16 protein-coding genes are annotated in these 17,448 nt (G+C 54.1%); 9 read left to right on the forward strand and 7 right to left on the reverse strand.

The window, feature by feature from the left end; all coding sequences use genetic code 11:
- Positions 1-24 precede the first annotated feature (24 nt).
- The 7 genes from holB to DESAC_RS15330 all read left to right on the forward strand — a co-directional run bounded on the left by holB (position 25) and on the right by DESAC_RS15330 (position 10,280).
- Positions 25-1,041: a DNA polymerase III subunit delta' gene (gene holB, locus DESAC_RS10655; RefSeq protein ID WP_013707081.1), complete on the forward strand. Its 1,017-nt coding sequence runs from the start codon at positions 25-27 to the stop codon at positions 1,039-1,041.
- Between the two features lie 6 nt (positions 1,042-1,047).
- Complete coding sequence (locus tag DESAC_RS10660; RefSeq protein WP_013707082.1) at positions 1,048-1,902, forward strand: PSP1 domain-containing protein; 855 nt, start codon at positions 1,048-1,050, stop codon at positions 1,900-1,902.
- A gap of 106 nt (positions 1,903-2,008) precedes the next feature.
- Positions 2,009-2,689, forward strand: a complete 681-nt coding sequence (locus DESAC_RS10665; protein WP_013707083.1) for a hypothetical protein — start codon at positions 2,009-2,011, stop codon at positions 2,687-2,689.
- 136 nt (positions 2,690-2,825) lie between these two features.
- Positions 2,826-4,151 (forward strand): YihY/virulence factor BrkB family protein, encoded by a 1,326-nt coding sequence (locus DESAC_RS10670; RefSeq protein WP_013707084.1) that lies wholly within the window; start codon positions 2,826-2,828, stop codon positions 4,149-4,151.
- A gap of 165 nt (positions 4,152-4,316) precedes the next feature.
- The gene (carB, locus tag DESAC_RS10675) at positions 4,317-7,517 is read left to right on the forward strand and encodes a carbamoyl-phosphate synthase large subunit (protein WP_013707085.1); all 3,201 of its coding nucleotides are present in this window, start codon (positions 4,317-4,319) and stop codon (positions 7,515-7,517) included.
- Between the two features lie 42 nt (positions 7,518-7,559).
- Positions 7,560-8,936 (forward strand): amidophosphoribosyltransferase, encoded by a 1,377-nt coding sequence (locus tag DESAC_RS10680; protein WP_013707086.1) that lies wholly within the window; start codon positions 7,560-7,562, stop codon positions 8,934-8,936.
- 96 nt (positions 8,937-9,032) lie between these two features.
- Positions 9,033-10,280 (forward strand): XRE family transcriptional regulator, encoded by a 1,248-nt coding sequence (locus tag DESAC_RS15330; RefSeq protein WP_013707087.1) that lies wholly within the window; start codon positions 9,033-9,035, stop codon positions 10,278-10,280.
- Positions 10,281-10,483: 203 nt separating this feature from the next.
- On the opposite strand, the gene DESAC_RS10695 is transcribed toward DESAC_RS15330, so the two are convergent.
- From DESAC_RS10695 to DESAC_RS10720, 6 genes are all read right to left on the reverse strand, one after another.
- Positions 10,484-11,221 carry a sulfite exporter TauE/SafE family protein gene (locus DESAC_RS10695; protein WP_013707088.1) on the reverse strand — a complete coding sequence of 246 codons (738 nt, stop codon included), beginning with the start codon at positions 11,219-11,221 and terminating at the stop codon, positions 10,484-10,486.
- A 78-nt stretch (positions 11,222-11,299) separates the two neighbouring features.
- Positions 11,300-11,749: a hydrogenase iron-sulfur subunit gene (locus tag DESAC_RS10700; RefSeq protein ID WP_013707089.1), complete on the reverse strand. Its 450-nt coding sequence runs from the start codon at positions 11,747-11,749 to the stop codon at positions 11,300-11,302.
- Between the two features lie 104 nt (positions 11,750-11,853).
- Positions 11,854-12,537 carry a 7-cyano-7-deazaguanine synthase QueC gene (queC, locus tag DESAC_RS10705; protein WP_013707090.1) on the reverse strand — a complete coding sequence of 228 codons (684 nt, stop codon included), beginning with the start codon at positions 12,535-12,537 and terminating at the stop codon, positions 11,854-11,856.
- Between the two features lie 19 nt (positions 12,538-12,556).
- Positions 12,557-13,198: a radical SAM protein gene (locus DESAC_RS10710; RefSeq protein ID WP_013707091.1), complete on the reverse strand. Its 642-nt coding sequence runs from the start codon at positions 13,196-13,198 to the stop codon at positions 12,557-12,559.
- A gap of 19 nt (positions 13,199-13,217) precedes the next feature.
- A complete protein-coding gene (locus tag DESAC_RS10715; RefSeq protein ID WP_041283929.1) occupies positions 13,218-13,631 on the reverse strand; it encodes a hypothetical protein in 414 nt (137 codons plus the stop codon).
- The gene (locus DESAC_RS10720) at positions 13,574-14,392 is read right to left on the reverse strand and encodes a ParA family protein (RefSeq protein WP_013707093.1); all 819 of its coding nucleotides are present in this window, start codon (positions 14,390-14,392) and stop codon (positions 13,574-13,576) included. The genes DESAC_RS10715 and DESAC_RS10720 overlap by 58 nt, the downstream gene beginning before the upstream one ends.
- Before the next feature lie 594 nt (positions 14,393-14,986).
- On the opposite strand from DESAC_RS10720, the gene proC reads away from it, so the two are divergent.
- The gene (proC, locus tag DESAC_RS10725) at positions 14,987-15,808 is read left to right on the forward strand and encodes a pyrroline-5-carboxylate reductase (RefSeq protein ID WP_013707094.1); all 822 of its coding nucleotides are present in this window, start codon (positions 14,987-14,989) and stop codon (positions 15,806-15,808) included.
- Here proC and nadC read toward each other — a convergent pair.
- Positions 15,759-16,640, reverse strand: coding sequence for a carboxylating nicotinate-nucleotide diphosphorylase (gene nadC, locus DESAC_RS10730; RefSeq protein WP_013707095.1), 882 nt, complete (start codon positions 16,638-16,640; stop codon positions 15,759-15,761). The two genes, proC and nadC, sit on opposite strands and share 50 nt — an antisense overlap.
- A 339-nt stretch (positions 16,641-16,979) precedes the next feature.
- On the opposite strand from nadC, the gene DESAC_RS10735 reads away from it, so the two are divergent.
- Positions 16,980-17,429 carry a hypothetical protein gene (locus DESAC_RS10735; RefSeq protein ID WP_013707096.1) on the forward strand — a complete coding sequence of 150 codons (450 nt, stop codon included), beginning with the start codon at positions 16,980-16,982 and terminating at the stop codon, positions 17,427-17,429.
- Positions 17,430-17,448 lie beyond the last annotated feature (19 nt).

Raw genomic sequence — 17,448 nt, forward strand, 5'->3', positions numbered from 1 at the left:
TAAGTATGTAGTTGAGAATGTTTGATGTTATTTAGAGATATCTTAGGACAGAATAGGGTCATTGGGTTTTTGCGGCAGGGGCTGGCCACCGGTGCGATGCCCCATGCCCTGCTCTTTTTGGGGGCCGAAGGAGTCGGCAAAAGCAGCACCGCCCAGGCCTTGGCTCAGGCCCTCAATTGCGAACAACGGCAAACCGATCAGGACGCCTGCGGGCATTGCCGCTCGTGTCGGATGTTTACCGCCGGCGGCCACCCCGATTTCCTGCAGATCAAACCCAGCGGCGAGGGGGGCCAACCACAGATCAAGATCGAACAGATCCGGGAGCTGCGGCGTCAATTAGGATACCCCCCCCTGGCTGGCAACTGGCGGGTGGTGCTATTGAAACCTGCGGAAACCTTGAACGAAGCCGCAGCCAACGCCCTGCTGAAGACCCTGGAAGAGCCCCCGGCAGGAAATGTCCTTATCCTGACCGCGATAGGCGAAAGAGATCTGCTGCCTACTATTGTCTCGCGTTGCCGCCGCCTGACTTTCGGCGCCATCCCGCAATCCATTCTGATTCAGGAGTTGAAACGCCGGAAAGGTCTAAGCCCAGAGCAGGCAGCCTTGGCGGCAGCCATGCATTACGGATCGCTGGGACTGGCGTTGCAGGAAGATTTTCAGCAGCTTCTAGATCAACGCAACCAGACAGTAAAGGAACTGGAACAACTGGAACATGGTTCCGTCGGCGAAGTACTGCAGTGGGCCACCCAGAAAAGTAAGAAAGATGCCGGTCTGGATAAATTTATCATATTGGGCCGGCTGTGGTACCGGGACCTGTTGGCCCTGAAATGTCACGCCAGACCTGAGCAATTATTGAATTGGGATCGGTCGGCCGATCTGGCAGATCAGCAACGGTCGCTGACGACCGAGGCAATATTGACCCGGCTCGATGTCCTGAGCAGACTGCCCCAGCAGTTGCGGGCCAATTTAAATATTGAACTCTGTCTGAACACTTTTACCTTGCGCTGGCGTTCACCAGACGTCGTTGCGGTTTCAGGATAATAACCCGTGAGCAAAATTGTTCGGGTGCGATTTCGCCCCCATGGTAAGGTATATAACTTCGACTCCGGCCATTTCGTGCTCTCTCAGGGCAATCACGTCATTGTCGAGACCGAGCAGGGTGTGGCCTTCGGCACGGTGGTCAGTCCACCACAGCCCCGCAGTCCCAAACTGATGGTCCAACCCCTTAAACCGGTATATCGGCTGGCTACCGCCGAAGACATAGAGCAACAAAAACTGGTTGAGGCCAGAGAGCAGAAGGCCTTTGAATTCTGCCAGCACTGCATCCAGACGCGGCAGTTGCCTATGCACCTCGTACGGGTGGAAGGCCTTTTTGACACCAGTAAGATGGTCTTCTATTTTACGGCTGCCAAAAGAGTGGATTTTCGGGAACTGGTGCGCGACCTGGTGCAGCAGTTTCGCACCCGGATCGAATTGCGCCAGATCGGGGTGCGACATCAGGCCAAGATGATCGGCGGCCTGGGCAACTGCGGCCGCCCCTTTTGCTGCTCCACATTCCTACAGGATTTCGCTCCGGTATCGGTGAGAATGGCCAAGGAACAGAATCTCAGTCTGAATCCCAGCAAGATTTCCGGCTGTTGCGGCCGACTGATGTGTTGTCTGACCTACGAATACCAGACGTATATGGATCTGAAGGCCGGACTGCCCAAGATCGGTAAGAAGATTATGCTGCCAGAGGGCGAGGCCAAAATTATCCGGCAGAATATCATCAATCAAACCATCACGGTTGAATTAAGCGACGGCCGTGAAGTAGAAGTACCAATGTCGCAGGTGGATCAAGAAGACCCGGCCCTTTTGAAACGGGGAATAAAACTGCCCGAGACAGAATCAGGTAACGGCTGATCAGAACAGAAAGAACTTACTCGGATAACGATCCGTATGACACCGATCCAGGAAGGTATCTCACAAATCGGAGGTGAGTCCGGCGGCAGGGAGATGAGGAGCAATCATGACTGACATCAAGCATACCGTCAATGCCCTCAAGATGATGATCAAAAAGGAGATCATTGACAACTACTTCGCCGAACGGACTTATCTGGAGGAAGACCTGGAGCTGTTATCGGCCAAGGAAGCAGCCTGCGAGGCGGAATTCAAACGAGTGTTGCCGATCTTTGCCGCCTTTTATCACCTCCTCGACGCGCATGCGGCCCTTCCTGAAGTGATGCATTGTTTAGGATTGGACGAACCACCTTTCTATCAGGAATGTAAGCAGTTGCAGCCAGCCCTGCGGGAGGAGGTATTGAATAACATTAAACCCCATGGCTGGACTGCCAGAAGCCGGTTGAAAAATCAAGTTCTCGACCTGTACGATCGCCTCCAAAAAACCGCTCTGCAATTGCGGGAAAAACAGAAACAGGTCGCAACCCACACCCAATTGTATAACGAAGATGTCGAAAAATTTAACCTCAATTATGATTTCAATCTCATTGCGGCCCAAATCGAGGCATTAGAAGGTGAGGCCAGTACTCTGGAATCGGGACTGAGCGCAGCGGATCGAGAGGCCATGTCGGCTCGCATGATATTGCATAAAAAGAAGTTGAAAGCCTGCTTTCTGGTGACATCCCCAGACCTGCCATCCGTGCAGACCATTAAAAAGAAGTTGGGCCGGGTTATTGATAAGCATCTGTAGCACGTTGCTCTTATTGATAGCAGAGCTGTATTGATAACAGAGCAGATCTTCTGAGACCTTGATCTTTTGCAAGCAGCCTGAATGATTCTACAATTTGGCGGCAACCCGAGTTCTACCTATACATGGAAATGCGCTTATGGTAAATCCGCTCCTCGAGTTAGGCCGATTTTTCCGCGAAACCATTTGGCTGCCCGGACCTTTAGGCCGTTTTCGCCCTTATGTTTATGCCGGTCTGCAGATTCTGTTCCTTGCCGGTAAGGATCTGTTGCGCAAGAGAGCATTGGTCCGCACCTCGGCATTGGCCTATTCTTCTATTCTGGCCCTGATCCCCTTATTGGCTTTATTATTCGCCATCTTCAAAGGAATAGGACTGCAGCGACAGTTAGCAGCGCATCTGCTACCGCAACTTGCCGGAGGCTCCCAGGACTTCGCCCGCCAGATCCTGGAATACGTAGAAGGCACTAACGTCGCTTCCCTCGGAGTTTTCGGGGTGATCTGGCTGTTGGTGGCCTTGATGTTTTTGATGGCCAACGTGGAGCAGGCCTTCAATCATATCTGGGGCATTTCCCGGTCGCGTTCCTGGTGGCGTAAACTCAGCGATTATCTGAGTATTTTCCTGTTATTCCCTATCCTCATGGCAGTAGCCATTTCGCTGACCACGACGTTCCAGAGACACCCCGAGGTCCAGCAGTTTATGAAAAACTTCCTGCCGGACGCCTTTTTTTCTGCCTATAATTTATTGTTTTCCTTCGGCGTTGTCTGGCTCGGTTTTACGTTTGTCTATCTGGTGATGCCTTATACCAGGGTGCAATTTATCTCGGCGGTGTTAGGAGGAATAACCGGCGGCGCCCTCTGGCAGGTAGCGCAATGGATCTTTCACCTCTTTCAATCCTCTGCACCTTATTACAATGCGATCTACGGAGCCCTCTACCAGTTGTTGTTCCTGGTCATCTGGATGTTTTGGAGCTGGCTGATAGTATTGTACGGCGCTGAAGTCGCCTATGTCCATCAAAACCTGACCGCGCTGCGGCAGCGTTTGGCCCCGGGGATGAAAGACCAACAAATCCTGGGAGATGAATTCCTCGCCTTGGCCGCGCTGCTCAGTATTGTGGAACGGTTCCAAACCGGCGGACCGCCTATGAGCCTGAAGGAGTTGACCTCGCTGTTTAACGAGCAGGAATCTCTGGCTGTCAGCAGCGTTGAGGCTCTGCAGGAATGCGGTCTGATAGCGCCCTTGGCTACATCCGACCATTCCGCCCATTTTCTGCCTACCCGATCATTGGAAGAAATCCGATTAAAAGAAGTCTTGACCAGCCTGCGGCGGCGGCGGTGGACCAAATTAGGTCATCTGTTGCCCGGGGGCAGCCGGCTGGAGCATCTGGCCGCAGCGTTAGCAACTCAGCCACCCGAGCAATGGCAGGACTTGACCCTCAGGGAAATGCTGCTGCAATCAAAGAATTGATATCATAGGACGGGAAAGCGCAGCGCCTCCCGCCTGTTAAGCGTTATGGGGTTTGGACAAGCAAAATCCTTGACACCTCCCTACTGCTCTTCTATATTCCCTGCAGCAAGAAATCTGTCTCGCTCATCCCTGTCCGTTCCGGCACGAGCGAAAAAGGAGTAATACATGCCTCGGCGTCCCGATATTAAAAAGGTAATGATCATCGGTTCCGGTCCCATTGTCATCGGCCAGGCCTGTGAATTCGACTATTCCGGCACTCAGGCCTGCAAGGCCTTGCGCCAGTTGGGCTATGAAATTGTTTTGGTCAACTCCAATCCGGCTACCATTATGACCGATCCCGGCATGGCGGATTTCACTTATATCGAACCTTTAAATCTGGCCTCCATGACCGAGATCATCAAGAAAGAGCAACCCGACGCCCTGCTGCCAAATTTAGGAGGACAATCCGGCCTCAACCTTTCCTCGGAATTAGCCCGCTCTGGTGTCTTGGAGAAATACGGAGTGAGGATTATCGGGGTAGAAGTAGACGCGATTCAGCGGGGTGAAGATCGCCTGGCCTTCAAAGAGACTATGAACCGCCTGGGCATCGATATGCCCGAGAGCGCCATCGCCACCAGCCCCGAGGAGGCCGAACGGATCGCTGATAAATTAGGTTATCCGGTGGTAGTCCGCCCGGCCTACACTATGGGAGGCTGGGGCGGCGGCCTGGTATACAACCTCGAGGAACTGCGCACCATCGCCTCCCGAGGCATCTCGGCGTCTCTAGTGGGTCAGATATTGGTAGAAGAATCGGTATTGGGCTGGGAAGAGTTGGAACTGGAGGTGGTCCGGGACGCCAAAAACCAAATGATCACCGTCTGTTTTATTGAGAATGTGGACGCTATGGGGGTGCACACCGGCGATTCCTTCTGTACCGCCCCCATGCTTACCATTGCACCGGAATTGCAGCAGCTCCTCCAAAAATACTCTTACGACATTGTAGAGGCCATTCAAGTCATCGGCGGCACCAATATCCAGTTTGCTCACAACCCCAGGACTGGCAGAGTGGTAGTCATCGAAATCAATCCCCGCACTTCCCGTTCCTCGGCCCTGGCCTCCAAGGCTACCGGTTTCCCCATTGCCTTCGTATCGTCGCTATTGGCCGGTGGGCTGACCTTGGACGAGATTCCCTACTGGCGTGAAGGCACTCTGGATAAATACACTCCTTCGGGAGACTATGTCGTAGTAAAGTTCGCCCGCTGGGCCTTCGAAAAATTCCCCGGGGCAGTAGACCGATTAGGCACCCAGATGCGGGCCGTGGGTGAAGTCATGAGCATCGGCAAGACCTACAAGGAGGCTTTGCAGAAGGCCATCCGCTCCCTCGAGATCGGCCGCCATGGCCTGGGCTTTGCCAAAGACTTCCACTCCCTGCCTTTAGAACAGATTATGGAAAAACTTGATGAACCCTCCAGTGAGCGTCAGTTCCTCATGTACGAAGCTTTACGAAAAGGGGCCGATATCGACGCCCTCTACCGCAAGACCTTTATTAAGCCCTGGTTTATCCAGCAGATGCGCCAGTTGGTCGATCTGGAAGAGGAAATCCTGCAATACCGAGGACGGGAGCTGCCCCCGGCTCTCTTGGAGCAGGCCAAAAAAGACGGGTTTGCCGACCTCTATCTGGCAAAGCTCCTTGAGATGCCGGAAGAAAAGCTCCGGGAGCAACGCCTGTCTCTCGGACTGCATCAGGCCTGGGCGCCGGTGCCGGTGAGTGGGGTGGAAAACGCCGCCTATTACTACTCCACCTACAACGCCCCGGATCAGGTAGCCACCAGCTCCCGCCGCAAGGTCATGGTGCTGGGTGGGGGTCCCAACCGCATCGGCCAGGGAATTGAATTTGATTACTGTTGCGTCCACGCCGCTTTCGCCCTGCGGGATGAAGGCTTTGAATCTATTATGGTGAACTGCAACCCCGAAACCGTTTCCACCGACTACGATACCTCGGATAAACTATACTTCGAACCGCTTACGGTAGAAGATGTTCTGAGCATCTACCACAAGGAGAAGCCGGAAGGTATGATCGTGCAATTCGGTGGCCAGACGCCGTTGAACATTGCTGGTGAACTTGCTGCTGCCGGGGTAACAATCTTAGGCACCTCACCGGATGTCATCGATCTGGCAGAGGACCGGGACCGTTTTCGGCAGACGATGGCCCGATTGGGCATCCCGCAGCCGGAATCGGATATGGCCGCAAGCCTGGAAGAAGCCCTGGAGGCGGCCAGGCGCATCGGCTATCCGCTTATGGTCCGCCCTTCCTATGTCTTGGGCGGCAGGGCCATGGAAGTGGTCCACGATGAGGAGATGCTGCGGCATTATGTCGCCGCGGCAGTCGGCGTCAGCCGGAAGCGTCCCATCCTCATAGACCGGTTCCTGGAAAACGCCATTGAAGCCGAGGCCGACGCGGTTGCCGATGGCACCGATGCCTTTGTCCCGGCAGTTATGGAACATATCGAACTGGCCGGCATCCACTCCGGCGATTCCGCCTGCGTCATCCCGCCGATCAGCATTCCTCCCAAACACCTGGAGACAATTTGTGAGTATACTCGCCGGATAGCCATGGAGTTGAAAGTTATCGGATTGATGAACATCCAGTATGCCATTGCTCATGATACGGTCTATGTGTTGGAGGCCAATCCCCGGGCCTCCCGCACCGTGCCCCTGGTATCCAAGGTCTGCAACATTCCCATGGCACGCCTGGCCACCCAATTGATGTTAGGCAAGAAGTTGGCCGATCTCAACCTCAAGACCAAAAATTTCAATCACTTCGGCGTGAAAGAGGCAGTCTTCCCTTTTAATATGTTTCCCGAAGTCGACCCGGTATTGGGACCGGAGATGCGCTCCACCGGCGAAGTCCTCGGCATGGCTGCTTCCTTCGGCCTGGCCTTTTACAAAGCCCAGGAGGCGGCCCAGCAGACGCTGCCCGAGGAGGGGACCGTACTCCTCACCGTCTCGGAAAAAGACCGGCCGGCTGTCCTTGAAGTGGCCCGGCTCTTTGCCCACCTCGGCTTCAAAATCAAAGCAACTGTAGGAACTCACAAGTTTTTGAGCGATAACGGCATCCCGGCGGAGTTGATCCTCAAGATGCATGAGGGCCGGCCGCATATCGTGGACAGCATCAAGAGCAGAGAAATTCAGTTGGTGGTTAATACTCCCAGCGGCAAGCTCAGCCAACACGATGACTCCTATATTCGCAAGGCGGCCATTAAATATAAGATCCCCTACATCACTACCCTGGCCGGCGCCCTGGCCGCAGCCCGGGGCATCGCCGCCAGTCGCCAGGGCCACGGCAGAATCTGGTCTTTGCAGGAATACCACGAGGGGATACAATAGAAAGAATTCTGCCGGGCAACCTTTCTTGAGGAGCAACCCTGAATGAAATCAGTCTATGACAACTGTGGGGTCTTTGCCATCTATGGATCTGATTCCTGCGCTTTTGAGATATTTCAGGGGATTGATTTCCTCCAACATCGCGGCCAACAGTATTGTGGCATCGCCACCTACGACGACGGCGTTCACCAAGTCACCCATCACGGCAAGGTCTTAAGCAGCTTTACTGATCAGGATCTGGACAGCCTGCCGGGCCGCTGGGGCATCGGGCATGTCAGCCTGAAAGAACGGCAACCGGTAAAATGGCAGTCCAGCCTGGGAGAGATCGCCCTTGCCTTTAGCGGCAATATTATGAATGCCGCCAGCTTGAAGAGCGACATGATGAGCCGGGGCAAAGCCTTCTGGCGAGGCTACGATGTAGAGATCATTACCAAAATAATCCTGGAAGAGCAGGACCCGGTGGCTGGAATCGCTGCTCTGGCCGGTACCATCAAAGGAGCCTACTCCCTGGTGGTCCTTACTCGGGAGGGTGTTTATGCGGCCCGAGACATTTACGGGCTCCGGCCGCTCATTCTCGGACAGGGACCGGGAAAATATATCGTCTGTTCGGAATCACGAGCTTTAATTAATCTTGATCTGGCAGTAGTGCGGGACGTGCGCCCTGGGGAAATCGTGCGGCTCGACCATCACGGTTTTACTACCGTCCGGCAACTGCCTTCCCCCCGGCGGGCGCACTGCGCCTTCGAATGGGCCTATACAGCCAGCATCGATTCTGTCATCGACGGCCTGGCGGTACTCGAAGCCCGCTATAATTTAGGAGCTCGGCTGGCCCAACGGGATCAGGAAGAAGGCGGTCCGAGAGCCGATCTGGTGGCTCCGGTTCCCATGTCCGGCATCGGCCACGCCATCGGCTACCACATGCAGTCTCGACTGAACTACCAGGAAGTCTTCCTCTATAACCGCTATGCCGACCGCAGCTACACCCAATCGACCCAGATTGCCCGTGAAAAAATGGCCAAACGTAAACTGTCGGTCCTGCACTATGCCGTGAGAGACAAAAGGATCGTCCTGTGCGACGATTCTATCGTTCGGGGTACCCAGATTTTTAACAAGGTTCATGACTTAAAACAGGCCGGAGCCAAGGCGGTGCACGTCCGGGTGGCCTGTCCACCCCTCATGTACCCCTGTGATTTCGGCATCTCCACCCGCACTTATGAAGAACTCATGGCCAGGCGCTATCTCTACCGCGGCGACATCACCTCGATGGCTGAGTTGCGGGAACTGGAACGCTGGGTGGCGGACCAGATCGGGGCCGATTCGGTGAAATACAACAGCTTAGATGATTTCGTGGCTGCGCTCCGCCTTCCCCGAACCGACCTCTGTCTAAAATGTTGGGATGGCAGACGGCCGATGGATGACTGAAAACGTGGTTGATCTCTGGTCTCCGATTAAAGGCTTTGAGATCTGAGGTAGGGTTTTCCCCTGAGTTTTGGAGCTTAAATCTTCCCCATCAAAGGCATGGAAAAGAAGCCAAAGCTACACTTCGGCCACCTGATGCGCCAATCCCGGGAGGCTGCCGGAATCAGCCAAAGGGCGCTGGCCCAGCAGGCGGGTCTGGATGTCAGTTATATCAACCGCCTGGAGAGCGGAGAACGCCGACCGCGGCGGGGAACGCTCCTCAAACTGGCCTCAGCTCTCAGGATCACCGGACAGGAACTCGAAGCCTGGCTGATGGCCGGCGACCTGGCCCCTACGCCTCTATTAGCCAGTCTTAGGAACCAACTTGGCCGGACAGCGGTTGCCGCGGGTCCCGATGTTAGTGGCCAGACACCTGAGGCAGAAACGCTCTCTCTCTGGGAAAGACTCGAGGCCAGCGGCTTGGATGAGGTCAGCCTGCGCCGCCTGCTCCATAACCTGGCCGCCTCAGATGAATCACTCCAGAAACAGTCCGCCGCCATGGTCGCCGCAGCGGTAAACCTGGCCGCCGATTATCTGGCAGCACCGGTACATCGGGCCATTATACCGGCTGCGGGCGGCCAGCATCGGCTCCTAGCCATGCACGTCATGCAGCATCTGTTGTTACAGATGATGGGGGAAGCGGCTTCGGCGGGGGTCTGCCAGTTTATGCTGATTCTGGCGCCAGGAACAGCGGAAACGCTCTATCAACCTCTACAAACCGCCCTGAACCTGGCAGTAGTGCCACGCTTTTCCCTGAATTTCTGCGTCCAGGAGGCACCGCGCGGATTGGGCGACGCCGTATTGCAGGCCGCCTCCTGGGTGGGACAAGAACCTTTTCTGGTCCTGCTGCCGGATGAAATGCTCGACCGGCGCCGCCCGCACGACATGCCCCGGGAATTGCAGCATATGAGCACCGCCTTCAGACAGCTCAACCAAGCGCCTTTGATTGCCGTAGAGCCGTCTTCAAAAGCAAGACTGCCGCAAGGTGGGGTAGTGCGCTTAGGCAGACTGGCGATCCCTCCCCGCATCTTCCAGGTGGAAGAGCTGGTGGAAAAACCGGCGACATCCAACCCAATCATCGACTCCCCCACCTCCCGCTCTATCGTCGGCCGGTATTTCCTGCCGCCACAGATATTTCAAACCTTAGAACACCTAAAGGGCCAGGGGACCCCTACCCTGGAGTTAACCGATGCCCTGGAGTACATGCGCCATCAACAGACAGCGGTTTATGCCTACGAGTTGAAAACCTCCCGCCGCGACCTGGGCGGGGTAATCGAACGGGCGGAAGAGTTGATCGGCGAAATCTAGACCGATAATCGTTTCATACCAATTCTCCATCAGGCGTGGAGTCTTATCGATAGGGCCGTATCTTTTATTCGCCCTAAAGCGCGGGCGGACACAAGGTTCGCCCCGACGCGGCAATCTTTCCTTACATGAAAATGGTTTCCTGATGGCGTCGGCATCCAGCCTGTGTATAATTTAATTTCTGGCCAACAACCGGAAACCGGAAACTAGAAACCGGATCCTGCCAGTGACTTGCCCACAGTAATCAACCCTAAAAGGGTGACCAACCCCACGACTACCTGCCGGTAGCGTATGGTCTCCATCCGGTTGTAGCACCAAGTTCCCGATATGACTCCAAGAACCACAAAAGGAATGGATATCAGGCTCGTTTTCAGTACTTGGGGAGTAATCAAACCGGCGACAATCTGGGCAAAAATGATGGTTAAACCGGAAAGAAAAAAGAAACCGGTCAGAGTGGATTTGATCTCGTCCTTAGGCCAGGGTTGCAAGGCGGTATAGATGATTACCGGCGGGCCGCTCGCGGCCAGGCTGCCACCCAGACAACCCGAACTGAAACCGGCGGCGTAAGCCCACCCCCGGGAAAGCCGCCGTGTCTTTCCTCCCGACCAGACAAAGTATATCGAAAAAACTACCAGCAATACCCCCAAAACCATTTCCAGGAGCCAGAGAGGAACATTTTTAAGGAAGTAGACCCCCAAGGGAACGCCCGGCAAAGCCGCCACCACGAGAGGTACAATTCTTGTGAGATCGAGATGTCGCCGCAGGGTCAACAGCAGGATGATGTTGATGGTCATACCCCAGAGGCCCGCCAGAGGAACGGCGGTCTTGAGGTCCAGGAGGAGGACCATAAGCGGCAGGGCTACCAGGACCGAGCCGAAACCCGAAAGCCCTTGAGTAAAACCGGCGGAGAAGGCGATGAGGCAGAGCAAAAGGTCTGTCGGCATAAATGCTAAAGAGGATCATCTTTACGATGGACGGGTGACCGCCAGGATAGTCTTTTCATATCGCCCCCATTCTCATATTTAGGCGTGGAGGATTGGTTGGGCGTGGTTCTCCAACGCCGGTTTTTTGCAGAGCGGACCCAACTGCCTGATCCTCTCAGTGAAATCGATGCAACAGCGGGCAAATTGCGGCCCCATACCGGCAGAATTGAAATACATTTCCACCCGCGCCGGTTCCAGGCCGATACCCTGAAGAATCTCTTTAACCCGACCCACACGTTTTACCGCCCAATAATTGCCCTCCAGATAGTGGCACTCGCCCAGCACACATCCAGAGAGGAATACGCCATCGGCACCACATTCAAAGGCCTTCAAGATGTGGAGTATGTCTACCCTGCCGGTGCAGGGAACCTTGATAATGCGGATATTGGGAGGATACTGCAGGCGCATCGACCCAGCCAGATCCGCGGCGGCATAGGAACACCATTGGCAGCAAAAAACAATGATCTTAGGTTCGAATGGCTCCTCCATTAAATCTCCCCTCTTTGCAAAGCACCTGCCTCTTCTATAGCATATTCCGCCTATCCGTCAAATCGGAAGTTTCTATTTATTCATAAGCTGACTCCGATGAAAACCTAAAGATTTTCTTCATCATAGAGGATGGGATCTTTAATTCCGACTTCCGCAAAACCTTTCAGTCGTATACGGCAGGAAGGACAACATCCGCAGGCCCGATCTTCATTGCGGTAGCATGACCAGGTGAGTTCCAGGGGGACCTGCAACTTAAGACCGAGACGGATGATATCGGCTTTATCGAGATGAATCAAGGGGGTATGAATGCGTATGTGGGTTCCTGGCCTGGTGCCTAATTCGATCAGCCGGTTATAGGCGTTGAAATAATCCGGGCGGCAATCAGGATAGTCGGGACCGTCAATAATATTCGCCCCGATGAAAACGGCGCTGGCACCGATCACCTCAGCCCAGGCTACGACCGCAGCAATGAGGATAGTGTTGCGGAAAGGGACATAGGTGGAGGGGAGTTCTTCAGATTCAGTATCTGTTTGCGGTATTGCCAGGCTCGCATCAGTCAGGCTCGATCCGCCGATGGCACCTAAATAGTCTAAATTAGCCTCCAAAAGATGGCGGCAGCGGAAAAAAACCGCCAGTTCTCGGAAGGCCTGCAACTCCCGCCGGACCGTGCGTTGACCATAGTTACCGTGAAAAAGGGCCAGATCATAATCCTGACCGGCTACTGCCGCCGTGACGCAGCTATCTAAACCGCCGCTTAGCAGAACTACCGCTAATTTGCGGTCGCTCATGGTAATCGTCTCCTTTGAGTTACATTCCCTTGACATCCGGCCCCCAGATATATTTGTGGAGCTGCAGGTTTAGCCGCAGAGGCAGACGCGTGGCAAGAATCCAGGCGGCCAACTCACTGGGCGGCAAGAGGCCAAACACCGGGGAAAACAAGACCGTGCAACGCTCCCAGATGCGTGATGCAGCCATTACCTGCATGGCCCAGTCAAAGTCACGCCGGTTGGAGACTACAAACTTGAGTTCGTCTTTTTCGGTCAGGTAGTCAAGATTTTTCAAATAATTATGCTGCGCCATGCCGCTTCCGGGACATTTGAGGTCGATGATGCGATGCACCCGCGGGTCGACGGCTTCCAGAGGCCGGGAGCCGTTTGTCTCCAACAACACGGTAAACCCTCTCTCTACCAAGGCGCTGAGGAGTACCAGGCATTCTTCCTGAAGCAATGGTTCCCCACCGGTAACCAGGACTAACCTGTAACCCGAGGCCCCGGCTTCACCCAATAGGCTTGCCAGGCTCCGTTCAACCCCTTCGGCGTAGGCATAGGTCGTATCACAATAGCGACAGCGAAGATTACAGCCGCTCAAACGGATGAAAAAACCCGGCAACCCGGCAAAGCTCGCCTCGCCCATGATACTAATAAAAGTTTCACACACCCGCAGGGCCATATCGGTTTTCCTCTGTGCCTCAACCCATCAAGGCCTTTATTTCTCTCAGGGTATGTCCGATAATCTGTAACGAGTAGTGGAGAATTTCGGGGCTGGGCCAAGTCCAGGGTTTCTGATCGTGCATCGGCGTTCTGACGGGCAGACCCGGAGCGCGCAACATCTCCCGGATAGCTTCCAACTCCTGGAGAAGCGTCAGATAAGCATAGGTGGTGTCCAACTGCCGCTGGTCGGGAATTTTTTGATCGCTGGACGAAGGCAGATTAAAATCGAGTTGCTCATCCCGCCAGTTCTGCACCGCCTTGGCCAACGTCAACGTTGCCGCCGTTTCCGAGACCGGTGGAGGTTCGACGGACTGTTCCTGGATCAAAACCTTGGTTAGGGCCAGTTTAGCAAGCTTCGTCTTTTTTCCGGCAAATTTTTTCTTTTTTGACATAGGTTGAGGAATTCCTGGGTCAAAAGATAGTAATCCCTCGCCCCGGTGCTGCTGTGGTCATAATCAAAAATGGCCTTTTGGGCGATCTGGGCCTGATTGAGGGCTTCATTCTTCATGATGATTACCCCAAAGGTCTTCTCTAAATAGGGCTTAAGCTGCTCCATGATAAATTCGTTCGTCACCCGATTGCGCCGGTCGTACATAGTCAGCAGAATGCGGAAGAAATCACCCCGGAAAAGGTCCTCGGTGAAGATATTCTTTACCTCTTCGATAGTAGTCATGAGATCGGCCAACCCATCGAGGGAATAACGCGACATCTGGCAGGGGATAATAATAAACTCGGCAACATAAAGGGAATTGGTGGTCAGCACGCCTAAGGCCGGGGGGCAATCGATCAGGACATAGTCGTAATCCGTATCTTTGAGAGCCTGGTATAAAATCGTCTCGCGATACATCCTTGAATACAACTGCTCTGCCGCCCTGGCCAGCTTAATATGACTGGGGGCGACAAACAGGCCCTTGATATACGTAGCCAGAACCACATCTTCAATATCTTTGCGAGGAACGGTCATAACCTCGCCCATGGACTCGGTGAAGTTATCCGGGTCGATGCCGATGCCGATGCTGGTATGGCCCTGTGGGTCCATATCCACCAGCAACGTCCGATACCCCTGATAGGCCAAACCAGCTCCCAAATTTATAGTAGTGGTGGTCTTGCCGGTACCGCCTTTTTGATTAATAATGGCTACAACGAAGGGCATAGGAGAAAATCCAGTCCGTCTAAGGGTGGGAAAACTCGAAGAATACACCCGCTTTATTCATGATATTTTGAAAAAGATAGTTAACTCATTTTAATGCCATGGATTAACAGGCTTACCTGAAATACAGACTGTTTTTTTGCACAGGCTGGAAAGCCTGTGCCACCGGGTATATGGGATTTTGGTGAATTATCCGGGTACATCAACCCATAGGAAATAATTGCCTCATTAGGATGTCATCTTAATAGAAAAGCCTGCAGGCCGTCAAGTGTATTATCCACCTCGGAGCAGTCCTGCCAACAAACCCAAGGATTTCTCTTCTGAGAATATTTTATACTGATATCGGTTTATTAAAAACTTTGTCTTGCCAGCCCGAGGCGACAGCCCTACAATAACCCTCGGCTTTAGTATCTGACTCAACCACAGCTTGTAGGGCGGAAAAGCGCAGCGCCTCCCGTCTTCCCTATCAGTGGTAATGATGACAACTCCTGCACAGGCTGGAAGACCTGAACTATCGATAGGTAATTTTCATGCTTTATGGGTGCTGTTTAAAGAATAACCATGAGTACGAGACTCACACTCAGGGAGACCGAAATAATGTCTATAGAAAAGAAACTAGCAGTTATCGGCGTCGGCAATATGGGAAGCGCCTTGACCCGTGCCTGGCTGCAGGCCGGTCTGATCGAACCGGCCTCGATCTGTCTGGCTGACGCCGATACCGAGCGACTGCGCGCCCTGGCCGCAGAATTAGGGGTGCAAACCGCAGATAACCGGCAGGCGGTAGCCGCCGACATTGTCATACTGGCGGTCAAGCCCCAGATCATACCGGAGGTCTTGACCGACATCCGTAACCGGATAGGGGCTTCCCATCTGATTATCTCCATTGCCGCCGGTCTGCCCTTAAGCTATCTGGAAGAGATGCTGCCCCGGGCCCGGTTGCTGCGTGTGATGCCCAACACCCCTCTGCTGATTCGGGCCGGAGTGGCGGCCATTGCCCAGGGAACCAGGGCTACTGCTCAGGACCTGGATTTAGCCCGAAAACTCTTTGACAGCGTCGGCCGATCCGTTATAGTGGAGGAAAAGTTCATGGATGCAGTCACCGGTCTTAGCGGCAGCGGTCCGGCCTACGTCTTCCTCTTCCTAGAGGCCCTGGCTGACGGCGGCGTCAAAATGGGCCTGCCCCGCCAAACCGCCCTGCTGCTGGCCGCCCAAACCATCCTGGGCAGCGCCGCCCTCTTTTTGGAAAGCGGTCATCACCCCGGCATTTTAAAGGATCAGGTTGCCTCTCCGGGAGGAACCACCATAACCGGCTTGCATGTATTGGAAGCAGGAGGATTCCGGGGGCTGATTATGAGCGCCGTGGAAGCGGCTACAAGCCGCTCTCAGGAGTTGGCGACGGTTCGACCAACCCGGCCCTGACTATCTTCATATGCATATCCACCGCCGGGGCGCTATGGGTCAGGGCGCCCACCGAGATGAAGTCCACCCCAGCGGCGGCGACCTCGGATACCCGCTCTAGGGTCATACCGCCGGAGGCCTCCAAAATCACTTGGCCTCCAGCTACCCGCACCGCCTCGGCCAATGAGTCATTCTCCATGTTATCTAATAAGATAACGTCTGCCCCCGCAGCAAGGGCCTCCTCCAGTCCGGGCAGATCGGAAACCTCGACTTCTATCCTCAAGGTGTGCGGCACCGCCTGTCGAGCTGCAGCTATCGCCGTGGCCACACCTCCTGCAGCTCTGATGTGATTATCTTTGATGAGCACCCCATCAAAAAGGCCAAAACGGTGGTTGGCCCCACCCCCCACCCGAACCGCGTATTTTTCCAGCACCCGCCAGCCTGGGGTGGTCTTGCGGGTATCCACGATCTGGGCGGCGGAAAGCTGCACCGCTTCTACAAACTGTCTCGTCCAGGTGGCGATGCCCGACAGACGCATAAGAAAGTTGAGAGCCACCCGCTCGCCCATCAGGAGCAGAACAGCCGGTCCCACCACCGAGGCTAGAACCGTCTTCGGACGCACAACCTCCCCCTCGGCCACCCGCGGGTTAAAGATGATCTCCGAACCTAAATGGGCAAAAACAGCCTCCGCTACCGGCAGCCCGGCCACTACCAGACGCTCCTTGGCCCGAATATGGGCCTCGGCCATAATCTCCGGACTAATGACCGCCTCTGTAGTGATATCACCAGGGCCGAGGTCTTCTTCCAGCGCCAGGTCAATCAACCGATGAACGGTTTGGTTTAACAACAGCATCTTGGCTCCCTTGAACGATCGTGACTTTGGCGCAACTACTCTATTCCCCCCTTCCCTCAAGGGCAATTAGGGAATTTGCCCATTGCCAGCCACAATCGATTTATATTCACGACCGCTCCTTATGTTACCACAAGGCCGAACTGGTTGAAATGAAAAAGTACCTTTATCTTTCTCCGATTAGAATAACTTCCTAATCCAGGCTACAGAACCCCTTCAAAAAAATCGTTTCAGCCTTAATCAAATCTGAGCGCCTTTTTCAGTTGCGTTGCTGCCATGGGGGTGCGAAACTTATTACTGTAAATTATCTCATCTCACCGCATCGTACAGGGGGATGTGCTTATGAAAAAAGGTAAAACCGTCACTATAGGTCTATTGCTTCTCATCGCAGTGATGCTCTTGTCGGCCTGGCAGGATATCACCGGCAATACAATCAATCCACGCTACGTGGAGCGTATCAAAAACGGACAGACAACTAAAAATGAGATCATGATTCTGTTCGGTGAGCCCCAACAGGTGAATAGGACCACAGACGGAGTGGTTTTTGTGTATCGAAGCTATCGCGATGCTCCTGTCCTCAGGAAACGCGATCCTAATGACCGCGACATTAACCCTCAATCTACCGTCCCATTCGTATTGGACGAAAATAAACAGATAAAGAAGGCGCCGAGTAAAACCGAAGGCAAGATTTTACGCAGCACGCTCGTAATTACCTTTAAGCCGGACAGTCAGGTTGTATCCACTCATGAATATACCGAACATAACTCTGCTCCCCTTAAAGTAAACCGATAATACCGGGTTTTTTATCAGC

This window comes from Desulfobacca acetoxidans DSM 11109 (assembly GCF_000195295.1).
Lineage (GTDB): Bacteria > Desulfobacterota > Desulfobaccia > Desulfobaccales > Desulfobaccaceae > Desulfobacca > Desulfobacca acetoxidans.

Excerpts from the sequence above, each read along its gene's own strand:
- holB (WP_013707081.1), top strand. The coding sequence starts at position 25 with ATGTTATTTAGAGATATCTTAGGACAGAATAGGGTCATTGGGTTTTTG.
- DESAC_RS10665 (WP_013707083.1), top strand. The coding sequence starts at position 2,009 with ATGACTGACATCAAGCATACCGTCAATGCCCTCAAGATGATGATCAAA.
- DESAC_RS10670 (WP_013707084.1), top strand. The coding sequence starts at position 2,826 with ATGGTAAATCCGCTCCTCGAGTTAGGCCGATTTTTCCGCGAAACCATT.
- carB (WP_013707085.1), top strand. The coding sequence starts at position 4,317 with ATGCCTCGGCGTCCCGATATTAAAAAGGTAATGATCATCGGTTCCGGT.
- DESAC_RS10680 (WP_013707086.1), top strand. The coding sequence starts at position 7,560 with ATGAAATCAGTCTATGACAACTGTGGGGTCTTTGCCATCTATGGATCT.
- DESAC_RS15330 (WP_013707087.1), top strand. The coding sequence starts at position 9,033 with ATGGAAAAGAAGCCAAAGCTACACTTCGGCCACCTGATGCGCCAATCC.
- DESAC_RS10695 (WP_013707088.1), bottom strand. The coding sequence starts at position 11,221 with ATGCCGACAGACCTTTTGCTCTGCCTCATCGCCTTCTCCGCCGGTTTT.
- DESAC_RS10700 (WP_013707089.1), bottom strand. The coding sequence starts at position 11,749 with ATGGAGGAGCCATTCGAACCTAAGATCATTGTTTTTTGCTGCCAATGG.
- queC (WP_013707090.1), bottom strand. The coding sequence starts at position 12,537 with ATGAGCGACCGCAAATTAGCGGTAGTTCTGCTAAGCGGCGGTTTAGAT.
- DESAC_RS10710 (WP_013707091.1), bottom strand. The coding sequence starts at position 13,198 with ATGGCCCTGCGGGTGTGTGAAACTTTTATTAGTATCATGGGCGAGGCG.
- DESAC_RS10715 (WP_041283929.1), bottom strand. The coding sequence starts at position 13,631 with ATGTCAAAAAAGAAAAAATTTGCCGGAAAAAAGACGAAGCTTGCTAAA.
- DESAC_RS10720 (WP_013707093.1), bottom strand. The coding sequence starts at position 14,392 with ATGCCCTTCGTTGTAGCCATTATTAATCAAAAAGGCGGTACCGGCAAG.
- proC (WP_013707094.1), top strand. The coding sequence starts at position 14,987 with ATGTCTATAGAAAAGAAACTAGCAGTTATCGGCGTCGGCAATATGGGA.
- nadC (WP_013707095.1), bottom strand. The coding sequence starts at position 16,640 with ATGCTGTTGTTAAACCAAACCGTTCATCGGTTGATTGACCTGGCGCTG.
- DESAC_RS10735 (WP_013707096.1), top strand. The coding sequence starts at position 16,980 with ATGAAAAAAGGTAAAACCGTCACTATAGGTCTATTGCTTCTCATCGCA.